This window comes from Clostridium tetani (genome assembly GCF_900167265.1).
In the GTDB taxonomy this organism is placed as follows: Bacteria; Bacillota; Clostridia; order Clostridiales; family Clostridiaceae; genus Clostridium_G; species Clostridium_G tetani.
The window spans coordinates 24714-41072 of sequence record NZ_FUWT01000009.1; the positions used below are offsets into that span (position 1 = coordinate 24714).

Below are 16359 nucleotides of genomic sequence, written 5' to 3' on the forward strand. Positions count from 1 at the left end.
TCCTTTCATATCTATATATTTATCACTTCTATTCCATTATTCAAATATTTTTCTAAAACATTTTTCTTAATTTTAGAATCAGTAATTATCATATTTATATCTTCTAAATTACAAACATTTAATAAAGAAACAGAATCAAATTTACTACTATCAGCTAATACAATTACATTTTGTGATATTTCAATAAACTTTTTCTGAATTTGTAGATGATCTAATATATAATCCGTAAGTCCTTCTTTTAATGAAACACCACTTACACTTATAAAAGCAGTATGTATGTTAAAACTTTCAATATATTTTTGAGCCATATCTCCAACTAAAGAAAATTCATCATTTTTCAAAATGCCACCAGTGAGAATTATTGTGTACTTATCCATATCAATTAGTTCATTAGCTATAGCTAGCGAATTAGTTAATATAGTTAATTTTTTAAATTTAGTTTTTAATACCTTTGCTATTTCTAAATTTGTAGTACTTGCATCCATAGCCAGCGATTGTCCTTCAATAACATATCTAGTTGCAATATTAGCTATTTCTTTTTTTTCACTACTAAATTCCTTTTCTCTGTTTTCAAATTTTAGTTGATTGTTGTCTATCTTTTTTAGAACTGCTCCACCATATACCCTCTTAAGAAGTCCTTCCTTTTCTAGATATTCCAAGTCTCTCCTTATTGTTTCTATAGATACATTAAAAAGTTTTGTAAGTTTTGAAACCTTAACAGATCCTTCTCTGTTTAATATGCTAAGGGTTTGTTCATATCTCTCTTGTGCTAGCATCATTAATTCTCCTCCTTATAATCTTTATTGGATATTTCATGGAAACCTTATTAATTTCATCTTAAATTATTATATATTTAAAAATTATATACTATTCAGTAATATTTTTCAACATAACTGCATAATATTCCATGAACTTAAACAATCTTCAATACTTTTTTCAACCAAAACTAAATAACCGTACACTAATTAAATTTAAGTGTACGGCTTAGAAAATAACAAGTTTTTTAATAATATCTACTTAATTGTAATTAATTCATATTAAAGTTAGCTTTTAAAACACTATTATTCAATGATTAATTTTTCTAAATCCAAAGGTTCTATATATTCTCCATCCTTATATGCTCTCATATTTCCACCAGAAATTTCATCTATTAATGCAATATGATTATCTTCGTCTATTCTTCCAAATTCAAGTTTAATATCATATAGTTCTATACCTTTTTTAGATAACTCATCCTTCACTATACCGCTTATTTTTTTAGTAAGGTCTTTTAATATATCATATTCTCTCAAAGAAAGTATTCCAAGCATATCAAGTGCATCCTTAGTAATTGGTGGATCTTGACGTTCGTCATCCTTAAGAGTAACTTCCACAAAAGCATCCAAAACTTGTCCTTCTTTTGCGTACATACCATAACGACGCATAAAACTTCCAACTGCTCTATATCTACAAATTACTTCAAGTCCATTTCCAAATATTTTAGCAGGTTTTACCTTCATTGTGCCTTCTTCTACATTTGAATCTATATAATGGGTTGGTATTTTTTCTTCTTTTAATCTTTCAAAAAATAATTTAGTTAACCTAAGAGCTGCCCTACCCGCTCCTTCCATAGTTAATCCAACACTATTTGCACCTGGATCGAAAACTCCATTTTCTCCTGTTACATCATCTTTAAATTTAAGTAAGTAATTACCATCTTCTAAAAGAAATACATCCTTTGTTTTACCTTTATAAACAACGTTCATGAAACCACTCCTATAAATTAAAATTTTATATTCTTATTTCCTATATTGGCCATACATTTATTATATACTAACTTTTTTATAAAAATCAATCTTAATATTCGATATGATACATATTATTTTATATTTTTATATATTATTGTACATGTATTTCTTAATTCTCAGTTCTCAGGGACGGTTATTGCTTTTTTACTTTTAGAACACAATTAATAACAAAAATAAATTCGCTATTGACATTAACGTTGCGTAAATGTGTATATTAATCTTATAGGAGGAATAAACAGATGGAATACACAGTAAAAAAATTAGCTAAATTAGCAGGTGTTAGTAGCAGAACCCTTAGATATTATGATGAAATAGGAATTCTTAAGCCGGCAAGAATTAATTCATCAGGATATAGGATTTATGGAAAAACCGAAGTTGATATGTTACAACAAATACTTTTCTATAGGGAACTAGGTATTAATTTAAAAAACATAAAGGATATATTAACTTCACCTTCTTTTGATAAACTTTGTGCACTTAATAGTCATCATAAAAAACTCCTAGAAAAAAGAAATCAATTAGATATTTTAATATCTAATGTTGAAAAAACTATAGCTTCAACCGAAGGGAGAGTAAAAATAATGGATAGAGAAAAGTTTCAAGGCTTTAAGAAAAAAATGGTGGATGATAATGAGAATAAATTTGGTAAGGAAATAAGAGGAAAGTACGGAAATCATGAAATTGAAAAGTCAAATTCAAAAATCATGAATATGACAAAGGAACAATATTATGAATTAATGAAAATTGAAGAAGAATTTAAAAAAACTTTATCTAAGGCTTTTAAAACTCATGATCCAGCTAGTGATATAGCTCAAAAATCAGCTAAGCTACACAAAAAATGGCTTACCTATTATTGGCCTGAATACACCAAAGAAGCACATGCTAGTCTTGCTAAAATGTATGTAAGTGATGAACGATTTACATCATATTATGATAAAGAACAGCCTGGAACAGCTAAGTTTTTAAGAGATACAATTTTAATTTATACAGATATGAAAAAATAATTTTTATGTAAACTGTGGATTAATGTTTAATCCACAGTTTATTTTATTAACTTTTCTTATATAACATATCTATATGTGGAATATTATCTTCTAAATATTCATTTGATATTTCTTTAAATCCAAGACTTTTGTAAAAATTAATCAAATAGCATTGTGCCTGTATCTTAATCTCTTTTTCTCCTAAATTTTTTTCTATAAAGTTTATTGCCTTTATCATCATTTCTCTTGCTATACCCTTACCTCTATAATTTTTATTTACTAATACTCTTCCAATGGATACTTCATTATAGGAAACCTTTCTTGGAAGAATTCTTAAATAAGAGACAATTTCGCCCTTGTCTTCTACATATACGTGATAGGATTTTTTATCTCTATCATCACAATCCTGATATGCACACTTTTGTTCTACAATAAATATCTTATTTCTTATTTGTAAAATTTTATATATTTCTTCACATTTCAATTCTTTAAACTTCTTTACATGCCAATTCAATACTTGTTTCTCCTTTTCCTATTTACTATTAACAAACACCAATATCCCTAAAAATATGGTGCAAATTACTATACAAATTCTTATTATATTAAGATTATAGGCATTTTTATCCTTTATAAATTTATCCAATAATCCCAATTTCCATAAATAATAATTTACATTTTTCATATGTAGTGCCATCCCCCATAATTAATTTTTATTTTATTTTTTTATGATTCATCACTGACTCTTTCTAATAAATCTGTAAAGTCCGCTTCTTTTTTAAATTCTAAATATAGATATAATAATGCTTTAGTAGATCTAGCATTATATCCTTTATGACCATTATTTAATATATTGCTAAGTTGTATTTTAAAATTTTCTTTATTTTCTTTTGCATCAGTTAGCATTTTTTCTACTGTACAATTAACTAATTCTTCTTTTAAAGCTTCTCTTAAATTATCAGAAAAATTCTCCAAATAATCTCTAACTTGATGTGGATATGATGAAAAATTATTATTCAACAAATCTTCTATTTTAAGCATAAAATTCTCCTTTTTAAATATGTATATCTTTAATTTTTAATAATTCTTCCCTATTATATTTTCTTATTATATAATAAAATTTAGTTAATATTCATTAACCGTCCCCTATTTTCTTTTTATTATATCAGAAACTTGCAAATAAATATGAAAATCAAAATAATATTATTGAGTTAGATAAAAGGAGAAAAACATGTTAAATCAATGTAGATTATGTCCTAGAGAATGTAATGTAAATAGATTAGAAGGTGAGATTGGCTATTGTGGAGCTAGTAATAAACTTATGATATCCAGAGCTGCCCTTCACTTTTGGGAAGAACCCTGTGTTTCTGGTAAAAGTGGCTCTGGTACTGTATTTTTTTCAAATTGCAATTTAAAGTGTGTATTTTGTCAAAATCATTGTATTAGTCAAGAGAATTTAGGAGTAGAAATTTCAATAGAAAGATTAAGTGAAATATTTTTAGAACTTCAGAAAAAAGGAGCTAATAATATAAACCTTGTGACCCCTACCCATTATGTACCTGAAATAATTGAAGCATTAAAGCTATCAAAATCCAATGGATTAAATATTCCCATACTTTATAATTCTAATGGTTATGACAGTTTGAATACATTAAAAGCTTTAGCTGGATATATTGATGTATATCTTCCAGATTTAAAATATTATAATTCTAAATACTCTTTAAGATATTCAATGGCTAAAGACTATTTTGAAAAAGCATCTATTGCTATAGAAGAAATGTATAGACAAGTTGGAAAACCTATTTTTGATGAAAATAGCATAATTAAAAGAGGTGTTATAATAAGACATCTTATGCTTCCAGGATTATTATTTGATTCTAAAAAGATAATAGATTTTATATATAAATCCTTTGGTGACAATGTATATATAAGTATTATGAATCAGTATACCCCTATGTTTAAAGCTTCAGATTATGCAGAAATTAATAGACGTTTAAATGAAAAACATTATGATACACTTATAAATTACGCTTTGGATTTAGGAATTAAGAATGCCTTTATACAAGAAAATGGATCATCTTCAGAGGAATTTGTACCTGATTTCAAAAATTTTATTGGAGTTTAAATAACAGTAATTTTGAACAATCTATTTGAATCAATTCATAAAAATACCGTGAAATTCAGTTATGAATGATACGGTATTTTGGTGTATTATATAGTTTTAAAAGCATCTCCCAATTTTTCTTGTAATAATTCAATAATTTTATTTTTACATTCATCATTAATATCTTTTTTACGTATTAATGATGCCATATTAGCATCATAGTAAAAAATTAAGTATTCCTTAGATTCAAGTAAACCATAAAATTGGTCATACCGTATTTTACCTTTCCCTTCAATACTGTCATTAACTACAATAACATAGTCCTCATAAAATGATAGTGTTTGATATGTATTAAAAGTTCCTATTTTATCTGTTTTAACTCTCTTTTTATTTTTATATTCAACTTTAAAGCATATAGTGCCAAAAGCAAGTAATGTCATAAATACCCATGCAATTAAAAAAGCAACAATATTAAAGACTCCATTTTCAAAAGCTATAATACCTGCCCCAATTGCAGCTATAAATAATATCATTGGAATAATAATTGGTGACTTTTTAAAGGTGGCTAAATATAGAAACTTTCGGTAGTCCTCTTTGTCCATTTTTGTCTTCACTTTAAATAATATTTTTTCTTCCATACTATAAATAACTCCTATTATTAATATATCTACTTAGAAAAATAGGGCTAAAATTTAGCCCTAAATAAATTTTATACATAATCCTAAAATTACAAGACCAAAGGCCACTATTTTAGTTAACATATAGTTATAGCATTGATATTTATCATCATATCTCTTTATATATTTACATACAAAATAAGGTCTCATACCTCTTTTATACCAGCCTATTACTTCAACTTCTTTTTCTTGAAATTTATCTACTTGAAATAATGCAAATGCCCATTGAAATATTTTAAGTGGTTGTCTATAATCTACTAACATTATTCCTGTTCCATCATCTAGCATTAAATCTTCACTATAAAATAAACCTGGTATACCCTTTCCTATAACTTTTCCTTTTAATATTGTAGGAATCCTTTACAGGAGATGCATCATCTCTTGATAAAAGTTCTTCTATAGTTCTTTGTTCATAGCCTCTTCCATAGGAATAATAATATCTTAAAAGCATACTCACTCCTATAAGTACTATATATAATGGGTTTTCTATCATAAAATCAATAAAACTTGTATCTTTATTTAGAGAACTTTTTACAAATACACCTATTACCAAAATATAAGGTAGCATATTAATTGCTGCATCTAATAAAAAACTTCCTAGTCCCTTGGTTGAAGATTCATTATCTTCTATTTCAACATGGTCTAATGCCATTATTCTCTTCCCTGTTAATGGATGAGTACTATTTATTTCGTACCATTTTGCCCATGGATTTTTTAAGTCCCACTTCATTAAATTAAGCTTCATTTTGTTATTATCATCCAATTTGTAAGTTGATAGCATCCATGAATCATTTTGTACATTGTTTGTAAAAGCCATACAAGACGCCTTAGGATTTTTATCTTTTTCTCTACTAGCTGTTCCATAAGCTATCTTTACTAAAGCATTTCTTAGATGTTCCCCGTCTCCCATTACCTCTTTTGCAAAATTATCCGAATAATATTCTCTCATTCTCGAAAAACCTAGAACCAAAAATCCACTTAATAAATATGCTGCATAAGCACCTAATCCAACAATGTATTTAGCATCGGCTTTTTTCTCTTTAGTCCTTAGATATATCTGATACAATATCATAGGAATTAATGATACTATCATCATAGTAATAAAATCATAGTGTTTTATATGTCCTAATTCATGAGCTATTACAGCCTTTTGTTCTTCTTCATTTAATATATCTAAAAGTCCTGTAGTAACAACTAATCTTGCATTTCTTGGAATATGTCCAAAGGTAAAAGCATTTGGATTTCCATCTTCAATTATGCCAATCTTAGGATGTGATATATTGTATCCATCACAAGATTTTTCTATAAATCTTAGTACATCCTCACTTATATAGCTATCATAATCGTCAAATAATATCCCATAAAACGTTTCTATTATGAAAGGTCCAAGCAAAAATTGAATTAATGCTATAGAAACAGAAAATCCTATGGCAAACCATAAACTTAAGTCATATTTCCATACTATTACTGTGCCTACTGCAAATAATAATCCAAAAGAAAAAAATAAAATTAATATGGATTTTTTTAAAATTGAGTTGTAATAGTCTTTCATATTTTATACTCCCCTTTATATATATTATTCTAAACCCTCTTTAATAGTTTTATTAAAATTTATTATATTAACCTCTATTACCATACTTTTACTATTAATTATACACTATAATATGTTTAAAAACATTAAAAACACATTAAATCTCCAATTCTTGAAATTCTAATTTGCTCTTTTATCTTTAATAATATAAAATTATCTCATGTAATATATTGTGAAGGCGGTAATATAATGAATTTAATATCTGTAGAAAACTTAAGTAAAAGTTATGGAGAAAAGTCACTAATTAATAACATTAGTTTTAGTATAAATGAAGGAGATAAAATAGGAATTATAGGTATAAATGGTACTGGAAAGTCCACATTGCTTAAAATAATAGCTGGAATTGAAAGTTATGATAATGGAAATATAATAACAAAAAATAATATGGTGGTTGAATACCTTCCTCAAAACCCCTATTTTGATGAGAATTCTAACGTAATTCAACAAGTTTTTAAGGGAACTTCTTCTATAATGAAGACCATAAGAGATTATGAAAATTTACTAGAAGAAGTTGAATTAAATCCTGAAGATGAAACTCTACAAAAAAAGCTTATGGATTTAACTTCGAAAATGGATAATTTAAACCTTTGGCAAATAGAAAGTGAAGCAAAAGCTATATTGACTACCTTTGGCATTACAAATTTTTATGAAAAAGTAAAAAATTTATCTGGAGGACAAAAAAAGAGAATAGCTTTATGCTCTTCCCTTGTAAATCCTTGTGATCTTTTAATATTGGACGAACCTACTAACCATATGGACAATGAAATAATAAGCTGGCTTGAGGAATATTTAAACAAGAGAAAAGGTGCTCTTGTTATGATTACTCACGATAGATACTTTTTAGATAGAGTAACCAATAAAATATTCGAAATAAGCAAGGGACAGTTATACACTTATTTAGGAAATTACAGTATTTTCTTAGAAAAAAAAATAGAAAGAGAAGAATTAGAAAGATCCTCTGAGGCAAAACGTCAAAATTTATTAAAAAGAGAACTTCAGTGGATAAAAAGAGGTGCTAAAGCTAGATCTACTAAACAAAAGGCTAGAATTGATAGATTTAATAAATTGTCAGAAGAAAATATAGATTTAGATGATAATAAAGTAGAAATCTCCACTTCCTTTACAAGACTTGGAAAAAAAGTAATTGAACTTAAAGATATAAGTATAAGTTTTGGAGCTAAAACTCTTATAAAAGATTTTAGCTACATAGTTTTACCTAAGGATAGAATAGGTATCGTAGGATCTAACGGACTTGGCAAATCAACTCTTGTAAAGATTTTAAGTGGAGATTTAATTCCTGATAAAGGAACCATAGAAATAGGTGAAACCGTAAAGATAGGATACTTCTCACAGGAATGGAAGTCTGTACAAAATGATTTAAGAGTTATTGAATACATTAGAGAAACTGCGGAATTTATAACTACTTCTAATGGAAGTAAAATATCTGCATCTCAAATGTTAGAAAGATTTTTATTTACTTCAGAAATGCAATGGTCCCTTATAAATAAGCTTTCTGGTGGAGAAAAAAGAAGATTATATCTTTTGAAAGTACTTATGGAAGCTCCAAATGTACTACTTTTAGACGAACCTACTAATGATTTAGATACAGAAACTCTAACCATACTAGAAGATTATCTTGAAAACTTTAATGGTTCGGTGATTTCAGTTTCCCATGATAGATACTTTTTAGATAAAATAGCAGATAAAATATTTGTCTTTGAAGGAAATGGAATTATACAAAAATACACTGGAAACTATTCTGAATGCTGGGAAAAGATAAAGAAAATAAAAGAGGGCGATTATGAAGAATTTAAGAAAGATTTAAAAAAAGATAATGATAATAAAAATTCTAATGAAGGAAAGAATGCTAAATCAAGATCTAAGGATAAAGCTTTAAAATTCTCCTACAAAGAAAAATTGGAATATGAACAAATAGATGAAGTTATAGAAGGTTTAGAGGAAAGAATAGCTAAGTTAGATGAAGAAATAGCTGAAAACACTTCAAATTTTCAAAAACTTCAAGAATTATTAAATGAAAAAGAAGACGCAGAAAAACTTTTAGAAGAAAAGATGGAGAGATGGACATATCTTAATGAATTAGCTGAAAAAATTGAAGAAATGAAAAAATAACTATATTCTTAATTTATTTTATGTGCATACTATCTTAATTTTCTATCTATATATTTCTTACATATATGTTTGACAGTGTAACTATATTGTAAATTACTTTTTTCATCTTTATGTTAAAATAAAAGAAAAGATAGATAAGGATATATTTATAAAAAGGAGATGAAAAGAGTATAATTATGAAAAAAGCATCTAATATTTTACCAATCATTTTAATTTTCTTGATAGCATTAACAGGTTGCTCTAGTCAGCCAGTAAATAAGAAAGAAGAATATAAAAAGAGTTTAACATATTCAAATTTGGTAGATTCATTAAGTCAAGATGAAGTAAAAAAAGCTATGGAATCGGCTGGAATCACACAAGAAAATATTGATCTTTTCTTTCAAAGCGTTAACGATTTTAATACCACCATAGAGAAAAAAAGTTTGGTAAAGGATGGATTTATTACTGTTGATAATCTTAAACCTGAATACGATGAGGTTGCCATTCAAGAAATATGGAATGCTAAAAATCCCAAATTTATTGGTTATAATTGCAGAATCACATCTTTTGCTTTAATGAAAGATTTGATTTCCATTGGTAACCCTAATACGAAAAACTCTAATAATTTATTTATGGATGAGGATGCTTTAGAGAATAGTCCAAAAAAGTTATTTAATCCAGTAGAACAAAAATATTTTGAAAGTTTATTTTCTTTCATCCCAACAGAAAATACAAAAGATATATCTATTCATCTTAATAAAGTGAAAGAGGATTGGGAAAACAAGGATATTACATTTTCAAATAAAAAAAAGGCTTCCCTTATTTCTGTTTTCTTTCATTCTCATGAAGATAGTTATTTATTTATTGGACATGCAGGTGTTTTGATTCCAACTAAAGATAAAAAACTTTTATTTATTGAAAAATTATCTTTTAATGAACCATATCAAGTAATAAAATTTGATAATCGTATTGAATTAAATGATTATTTAATGAACAAATATGATTTGTCTTGGAATCAACCAAATGCTAAACCTTTTATTATGGAGAATGATCAACTTTTAAAAGGATATAGAGAAAACCCAAACAATCCAGAAAGTAATCTAAAATGATAATCAATATTTGTTATAATACTATAATTCTTTCTTAAGTAATAAAAATTCATTAAAAATAGGTAAAAATAGGGACGGTTAATACTTAACCGTCCCTATTTTCCTATTTTCATATTCAAATAAATTTAAACTATATGTAGACATTTTCATAATTAAATTTTAAAATGGATAAGGATTAATATATATTTATTACTAAGGAGTGAGTTTAATGGATATAAAAGATAAAATAATGAATACTTTATTAGAATTAGTGGCAGTACCTGGTATAGCTGGAACAAAATCAGAAGGATTAACAGCTAAAAAAACCCTACATATATTAGAGGACATTCATTATTTTCAAAAACATCCCGAAAATCTTAACCTAATAAAAATAAAAGGAGATCCTTTAAATAGAAGTTTTGTTAGTGCATTATTTTGTAGTTCAAAGCCTTCTAAAAAAACTATAGTACTAACTGGTCATTTAGATGTAGTAGATGTGGAGGATTTTGGTCACCTAAAAGAATTAGCCTTTAAACCAATAGAACTAAAGAAAAGAATTAAGGAATTACCCTTAGATAAGGATGCCTTAGAAGATTTAGAATCTGAAGATTATATATTTGGAAGAGGTACTGCAGATATGAAATTTGGCCTAGCTCTTCATATAGAACTTTTAAGAGAATTATCCCTAAGAGATGATTTTGAAGGAAATATATTATTTTTAGCAGTGCCTGGAGAGGAGAGCAATTCAGAGGGAATGTTAGCAGCAGTACCTCATCTTTTAGAATTAAATAAAAAATTTGGCTATAAATATATTGGACTATTTGTATCCGAATGTTGTATTCCCAAAGAAATAGGCGATGAAACAAAACGTATTTACCTTGGAACTGCTGGTAAAATAATGCCTCTATTTTTATTTACAGGCAAAGAAACACATGTATATGAATCTTTTAGCGGATTAAATCCTAACTTGTTAGCAGGAGAATTAAATAGATTATTAGAATTAAATCCTGACTTCTGTGATAATAATAGTGGTAATTTAACTCCTCCTCCAACTTGTTTAAAACATACTGACTTAAAAGAATTATATTCTGTACAAACTCCTCTTATGGCAGCTTCTTATTACAACGTGTTAACTCTTAATTTGTCTATAGATGAGCTTATGGATAAGTTAAAAAAATTATGTTTTCAAGCATTTGAGAATACATTAAATATAATTGAAGAACGTGTAAATAAATATTCTTCAATTTCTAATAGGAACTCATTAAGAGAAACATTTGAAACTAAAGTGTTAACTTATGAAGAAGTCTATAAAAGAGTTAAGGAACTAATGGGAGAAAAATTTGATAAATATATTGAAAAAAAAATAGAACAATGGACAGATGAAAATATGGATCTTCAAAATATTGCCATAAACATAATGAAAGAAACTTATTTAAATTATCCAGATAAATCTCCTTCAATAATAATAGGTTTTGCACCACCCTATTATCCAGATAAACATCTTAGAGAACATAAAGATGATGACATGGTACTTTTAAAAGTGGTAGATAATATTTTAGAATATGCCAAAGATAAATTTAATACAAATATAGAAAAAGACCATTATTACATGGCTCTTTGTGATTTAAGTTATACAGGAACTACTAATAAAGAAGGACTTAATACTATAGCTTCAAATATACTTGGAATAAATAAAAGTTATAACTTACCTGTAGAAGAATTGTCTCAACTAGATATACCTTCTATAGCCTTTGGAGGCTTTGGAAAGGATTTCCATAAGTTTTCTGAAAGACTAAATATCTCCTATTCTTTTGAAGTTGTACCTGATCTGTATGAAAAAGCCATATATGATTTATTTAACAATTAATAGATTCTTACTTTCTAAAAAATCAGTATAAGTTTTTGCTTTGTGTACAATAATAATTTTAGACCTTAATTATAATAGGGAGGTTTTATTATGCGTACAATAAAAACAAAAGCAGAAAGTAAGAAAACCCCAATTGAACAACATGATACAGCGGCTTGGGCAAATATAGAATATCTAAAACCTGTATCCCAAGTTTCTGTTCCTAGCGAAACAGAAGCCTTTAATGCTAAGGAATGGGTAGATTCTAACCAAAAATAATTTTAAAGTCTAAGCCTACCTAAAATTAAAGCACCCAAATTTTTGGGTGCTTTTACTTTTAGAAGTTTTCGTTTATTTTCTTATAAACTTCATATTTTTCCTTAGCATGTTTTGCTGACTCTTCAAATAACTTCTCTGCCGCTTCTGGGAATACATTTGCAAGAGATGTATATCTTATTTCTCCTTTTATAAAATCCATAAAGGAATCTGTAGGCTCTTTTGAATCTAAAGAGAAAGCCTTTTCTCCCTTTTCTTTTAACATTGGATTATATCTATATAGGTGCCAATATCCTGATAAAACTGCCTTTTTTTCCTCCGCTACACTGCTTCCCATACCAGATTTTATTCCATGGCTTATGCATGGTGAATAGGCAATTATTAAAGAAGGTCCATTATATTGTTCTGCTTCTTTTATTGCTTTTATGGTTTGATTCATATTGGCTCCCATGGCAATTTGAGCTACATATACATATCCATAACTCATAGCCATAAGACCTAAATCCTTCTTTCTTATTCTCTTTCCTGATGCTGCAAATTTAGCTACTGCAGCTGTTGGAGTAGATTTTGACATCTGTCCTCCTGTATTGGAGTAAACCTCTGTATCCAGAACCATTATATTTACATCTTCTCCAGATGCCAATACGTGGTCTAATCCTCCATAGCCTATATCATAAGCCCATCCATCTCCACCTATTATCCATACGGATTTCTTAACTAAATAATCTTTTTTATCCATTATTTCTTTTAATTTTGGATTATTTTCATAGCCATGATTATTTAATATTTGTAATACTTTATCTGAAGCCTCTCTAGATTTTTCACTATCTTCTTTAGCTTTTAACCATTCAGAGAAGGCATCTTTCATATTTTGTGGAATATCTTCTTGTATTAGCTCTGCCATAAGTCCTGCAATTCTTTCTCTTATTTGTTTATCACCTAAATACATTCCAAAGCCATATTCTGCATTATCTTCAAATAAAGAGTTTCCCCAAGCAGGTCCTTGCCCTTTATTATTTGTTGTATAAGGAATAGATGGTGCTGATCCTCCCCAAATTGAAGAACATCCTGTAGCATTAGCTATCATCATTCTATCTCCATAAAGTTGAGTTATAAGCTTTACATAAGCTGTTTCACCACACCCTGGACATGCTCCGTGAAATTCCAATAAAGGTCTTTTAAATTGACTTCCCTTCACTGTATGTGGGTCCATAATTGTAGTTTTTTCTTTTTCATATAAAGTTACTGCAAATTCCCAATTATCTACTTGATTTTCTATTTCCTGTTCTGCAGGTTGCATAACAAGTGCTTTACCTAGAGCAGGACATACATCAGCACAGTTACCACATCCTGTACAATCAAGGGGGCTTACTTGAATTCTATATCCGTAGTTTTCGAATCCCTTTCCTACAGCTTTTTTAGTTTCAAAAGTTTTAGGAGCTCTATTTTGCTCTTCTTCTGTAACTAAAAAAGGTCTAATTACAGCATGAGGACAAATATAACTACACTGATTACATTGAATACATTTTTCTATTTGCCACTGAGGTACCATTACAGCAATACCTCTTTTTTCATAAGCAGTAGTTCCTACTGGGAATGTTCCATCTTCCATTTTTAAGAAGGAACTTACTGGTAAGTCATCTCCTTCTTGTCTTGCCATAGGTATTTGGATGTTTTTCACAAAGTCTGGGACAGTTAATTCATTTTTAGTTTTTTCTTCTGCATTAGTCCAACTTTCCGGTACATTTACTTTAACTAGTTTTTGCACTCCTTCATCTACAGCTGTATAGTTCATTTGAACTATTTTTTCACCTTTTCTACCATAAGTTTTATTTATGGAATCCTTTAAATATTTAATAGCATCTTCTATAGGAATTACATTGGCAATTTTAAAGAAAGCTGCCTGCATTATCATATTTATTCTTCCACCTAAACCTATATTCCTTGCTATATCTATTGCATCTATTGTATAGAAGTTTATGTTATTTTCAGCTATATATTTTTTTATAGATGCTGGAAGTTTATACTCTAATTCCCTTTCATTCCAAGGGCAGTTTAATACAAAATTCCCTCCATTTTTTAATCCTTTTAATAAATCATAGTTGTATAAAAAAGATCTGTTGTGACATGCAATATAGTCTGCATTATAAACTAAATAGGGAGATTTTATGGGCTTTTTACCAAACCTTAGGTGTGAAACAGTAGTTCCACCAGATTTTTTACTGTCATAGGAAAAATAAGCTTGTGCATACAAATCAGTATTATCCCCTATTATTTTTACTGCACTTTTATTTGCTCCTACAGTCCCGTCAGATCCAAGTCCCCAGAACTTACAGCTTATGGTTCCTTCAGGCGTTGTATCCACAAATTCCTCTGGACTAAGTGATGTATTTGTTACATCATCTTTTATAGATATAGTAAAGTTATCTTTTGGATTTTCTATATCTAGATTTCTAAATATAGCTATTATGTCCGATGGAGTTGTATCCTTAGAACCTAAGCCATATCTTCCTCCAACTATTACAGGTTTGTTTTGTTTATTGTAGAATAATTTTGAAATATCAAGATATAGTGGTTCTGATAGTGATCCTGGTTCTTTTGTTCTATCTAGTACAGCTATTTTTTCTACGGTTTTAGGAAATACTTTCATGAAATATTTTTCTGAAAAAGGTCTATATAAATGAACTTTTATAATTCCAACCTTTTCTTCTTTAGACATAAGATAATCTATGGTTTCTTCTACAGTATCACATATAGATCCCATAGCAACTATAATATGCTTAGCATCAGGTGCTCCATAATAATCAAAGGGATGATATTGCCTTCCTGTTATTTTATTTATTTCATTCATATAGTTTTCTACTGTATCCGGTACTTCATCATAAAACTTATTGGATACTTCTCTTCCTTGGAAGTATATATCTGGATTTTCAGCTGTTCCTCTAAGTGTAGGTCTTTCTGGGTTTAAAGATCTATTTCTAAATTCCTTTATAGCCTTATAGTCAACAATCTTTGCTATATCTTCATAATCTATAGTTTCTATTTTTTGATATTCATGGGAAGTCCTAAATCCATCAAAAAAGTGTAAGAAAGGTATTCTAGATTTAATAGCTGCTAAATGTGCTATAAAGCCTAAATCCATTGCTTCTTGAACATTAGATGACGCTAATAGTGCAAAACCTGTTTGCCTACAAGCCATAACGTCTTGATGATCTCCAAATATTGATAAAGCATGGGTTGCCAGAGCACGGGCACTTACGTGAAATACTCCTGGTAGTAATTCTCCTGCCATTTTGTACATGTTTGGAATCATTAAAAGTAACCCTTGAGATGCAGTATATGTAGTAGTCAGTGCTCCTGCCGCTAATGAACCGTGTACTGCACCCGCAGCTCCCGCTTCAGATTGCATTTCTACTACCTTTACTTGTTGACCAAATATATTTTTCTTCCCATGGGCAGACCATTCATCTACTCCTTCTGCCATAGGTGTTGAAGGTGTAATTGGAAATATGGCAGCCACTTCCGTAAGCGCATAAGAGGCATAAGCTGCCGCTGCATTTCCATCCATAGTTTTCATTGTTTTTGCCATTTTGTACCTCCTTAAAATCTACCTAATTTTTAATACTTCTTACAGTATTATTGGGATATTTTCTTTATTTTATGTATTGATTTTGGAGAGTGGTTTAGTTTTTTATTTTCATTTTCAAGTGATATTTTTAAGGTTTTAAGGGACGGTTAACTTATATATATAATTTAAACAATATAACTATATGTTCTAATCTTATATAGCTTTTAACTAGATTTATTTAATACTCAGATTCATTTTATATTTTATATGTGTGCATTTCCTTTTAATATATCTTGTCCATTTTTATTATAGACACACAAATAAAACCTTTTA

Annotated in this window: 15 protein-coding genes; 6 read left to right on the forward strand and 9 right to left on the reverse strand. The window is 28.3% G+C overall.

Translation table 11 applies throughout. From position 1 onward, the window contains the following. Positions 1-11: 11 nt before the first annotated feature. Both B5D21_RS07950 and B5D21_RS07955 read right to left on the reverse strand, forming a co-directional pair. Positions 12-779, reverse strand: a complete 768-nt coding sequence (locus B5D21_RS07950; RefSeq protein ID WP_197538930.1) for a DeoR/GlpR family DNA-binding transcription regulator — start codon at positions 777-779, stop codon at positions 12-14. Positions 780-1061: 282 nt separating this feature from the next. After that, the gene (locus B5D21_RS07955; protein WP_011099405.1) at positions 1062-1745 is read right to left on the reverse strand and encodes a phosphoribosylaminoimidazolesuccinocarboxamide synthase; all 684 of its coding nucleotides are present in this window, start codon (positions 1743-1745) and stop codon (positions 1062-1064) included. Positions 1746-2026: 281 nt separating this feature from the next. Here B5D21_RS07955 and B5D21_RS07960 point away from each other — a divergent pair, with 281 nt between their 5' ends. Beyond that, positions 2027-2791 (forward strand): MerR family transcriptional regulator, encoded by a 765-nt coding sequence (locus tag B5D21_RS07960; RefSeq protein ID WP_035109963.1) that lies wholly within the window; start codon positions 2027-2029, stop codon positions 2789-2791. Between the two features lie 46 nt (positions 2792-2837). Here the strand turns inward: B5D21_RS07960 and B5D21_RS07965 are convergent, their stop codons facing one another. From B5D21_RS07965 to B5D21_RS07970, 3 genes are read right to left on the reverse strand one after another with little or no spacing between them, the layout of a single operon-like run. After that, complete coding sequence (locus tag B5D21_RS07965; protein WP_011099403.1) at positions 2838-3284, reverse strand: GNAT family N-acetyltransferase; 447 nt, start codon at positions 3282-3284, stop codon at positions 2838-2840. Between the two features lie 18 nt (positions 3285-3302). After that, positions 3303-3452, reverse strand: a complete 150-nt coding sequence (locus B5D21_RS14065) for a hypothetical protein (RefSeq protein WP_155274220.1) — start codon at positions 3450-3452, stop codon at positions 3303-3305. A gap of 41 nt (positions 3453-3493) precedes the next feature. Continuing rightward, the gene (locus B5D21_RS07970) at positions 3494-3808 is read right to left on the reverse strand and encodes a hypothetical protein (protein WP_011099402.1); all 315 of its coding nucleotides are present in this window, start codon (positions 3806-3808) and stop codon (positions 3494-3496) included. Positions 3809-3998: 190 nt separating this feature from the next. Here B5D21_RS07970 and B5D21_RS07975 point away from each other — a divergent pair, with 190 nt between their 5' ends. Next, positions 3999-4892 carry a radical SAM protein gene (locus B5D21_RS07975; RefSeq protein WP_011099401.1) on the forward strand — a complete coding sequence of 298 codons (894 nt, stop codon included), beginning with the start codon at positions 3999-4001 and terminating at the stop codon, positions 4890-4892. A gap of 86 nt (positions 4893-4978) precedes the next feature. Here the strand turns inward: B5D21_RS07975 and B5D21_RS07980 are convergent, their stop codons facing one another. Genes B5D21_RS07980 through B5D21_RS07990 form a run of 3 tightly spaced genes read right to left on the reverse strand, consistent with a single transcriptional unit; the run spans position 4979 to position 7100 of the window. Continuing rightward, entirely contained in the window at positions 4979-5509 is a 531-nt protein-coding gene (locus tag B5D21_RS07980; protein WP_011099400.1) for a YcxB family protein, read from the reverse strand. A gap of 60 nt (positions 5510-5569) precedes the next feature. Next, entirely contained in the window at positions 5570-5836 is a 267-nt protein-coding gene (locus B5D21_RS07985; RefSeq protein ID WP_035124899.1) for a hypothetical protein, read from the reverse strand. Positions 5837-5846: 10 nt separating this feature from the next. Continuing rightward, complete coding sequence (locus B5D21_RS07990) at positions 5847-7100, reverse strand: zinc metalloprotease HtpX (protein ID WP_011099399.1); 1254 nt, start codon at positions 7098-7100, stop codon at positions 5847-5849. 228 nt (positions 7101-7328) lie between these two features. On the opposite strand from B5D21_RS07990, the gene B5D21_RS07995 reads away from it, so the two are divergent. The 4 genes from B5D21_RS07995 (at position 7329) to B5D21_RS08010 (ending at position 12461) form a co-directional block, all read left to right on the forward strand. After that, the gene (locus tag B5D21_RS07995; protein ID WP_011099398.1) at positions 7329-9269 is read left to right on the forward strand and encodes an ABC-F family ATP-binding cassette domain-containing protein; all 1941 of its coding nucleotides are present in this window, start codon (positions 7329-7331) and stop codon (positions 9267-9269) included. Between the two features lie 176 nt (positions 9270-9445). Continuing rightward, positions 9446-10357, forward strand: coding sequence for a DUF4300 family protein (locus B5D21_RS08000; RefSeq protein WP_011099397.1), 912 nt, complete (start codon positions 9446-9448; stop codon positions 10355-10357). 208 nt (positions 10358-10565) lie between these two features. Next, positions 10566-12203 (forward strand): M20/M25/M40 family metallo-hydrolase, encoded by a 1638-nt coding sequence (locus tag B5D21_RS08005; RefSeq protein WP_035124901.1) that lies wholly within the window; start codon positions 10566-10568, stop codon positions 12201-12203. A 90-nt stretch (positions 12204-12293) separates the two neighbouring features. After that, positions 12294-12461 carry a CDIF630_02480 family spore surface protein gene (locus B5D21_RS08010; protein WP_071193306.1) on the forward strand — a complete coding sequence of 56 codons (168 nt, stop codon included), beginning with the start codon at positions 12294-12296 and terminating at the stop codon, positions 12459-12461. 58 nt (positions 12462-12519) lie between these two features. Here B5D21_RS08010 and nifJ read toward each other — a convergent pair whose 3' ends face one another. After that, positions 12520-16047, reverse strand: a complete 3528-nt coding sequence (gene nifJ / locus B5D21_RS08015) for a pyruvate:ferredoxin (flavodoxin) oxidoreductase (protein ID WP_011099395.1) — start codon at positions 16045-16047, stop codon at positions 12520-12522. Between the last annotated feature and the right edge of the window lie 312 nt (positions 16048-16359).

Bases quoted from the DNA above. Each gene is read 5' to 3' on its own strand.
- B5D21_RS08010 (WP_071193306.1), top strand. From the start codon at position 12,294: ATGCGTACAATAAAAACAAAAGCAGAAAGTAAGAAAACCCCAATTGAA.
- B5D21_RS07985 (WP_035124899.1), bottom strand. From the start codon at position 5,836: ATGCTAGATGATGGAACAGGAATAATGTTAGTAGATTATAGACAACCA.
- nifJ (WP_011099395.1), bottom strand. From the start codon at position 16,047: ATGGCAAAAACAATGAAAACTATGGATGGAAATGCAGCGGCAGCTTAT.
- B5D21_RS14065 (WP_155274220.1), bottom strand. From the start codon at position 3,452: ATGAAAAATGTAAATTATTATTTATGGAAATTGGGATTATTGGATAAA.
- B5D21_RS07950 (WP_197538930.1), bottom strand. From the start codon at position 779: ATGATGCTAGCACAAGAGAGATATGAACAAACCCTTAGCATATTAAAC.
- B5D21_RS08000 (WP_011099397.1), top strand. From the start codon at position 9,446: ATGAAAAAAGCATCTAATATTTTACCAATCATTTTAATTTTCTTGATA.
- B5D21_RS08005 (WP_035124901.1), top strand. From the start codon at position 10,566: ATGGATATAAAAGATAAAATAATGAATACTTTATTAGAATTAGTGGCA.
- B5D21_RS07990 (WP_011099399.1), bottom strand. From the start codon at position 7,100: ATGAAAGACTATTACAACTCAATTTTAAAAAAATCCATATTAATTTTA.
- B5D21_RS07955 (WP_011099405.1), bottom strand. From the start codon at position 1,745: ATGAACGTTGTTTATAAAGGTAAAACAAAGGATGTATTTCTTTTAGAA.
- B5D21_RS07970 (WP_011099402.1), bottom strand. From the start codon at position 3,808: ATGCTTAAAATAGAAGATTTGTTGAATAATAATTTTTCATCATATCCA.
- B5D21_RS07995 (WP_011099398.1), top strand. From the start codon at position 7,329: ATGAATTTAATATCTGTAGAAAACTTAAGTAAAAGTTATGGAGAAAAG.
- B5D21_RS07975 (WP_011099401.1), top strand. From the start codon at position 3,999: ATGTTAAATCAATGTAGATTATGTCCTAGAGAATGTAATGTAAATAGA.
- B5D21_RS07960 (WP_035109963.1), top strand. From the start codon at position 2,027: ATGGAATACACAGTAAAAAAATTAGCTAAATTAGCAGGTGTTAGTAGC.
- B5D21_RS07980 (WP_011099400.1), bottom strand. From the start codon at position 5,509: ATGGAAGAAAAAATATTATTTAAAGTGAAGACAAAAATGGACAAAGAG.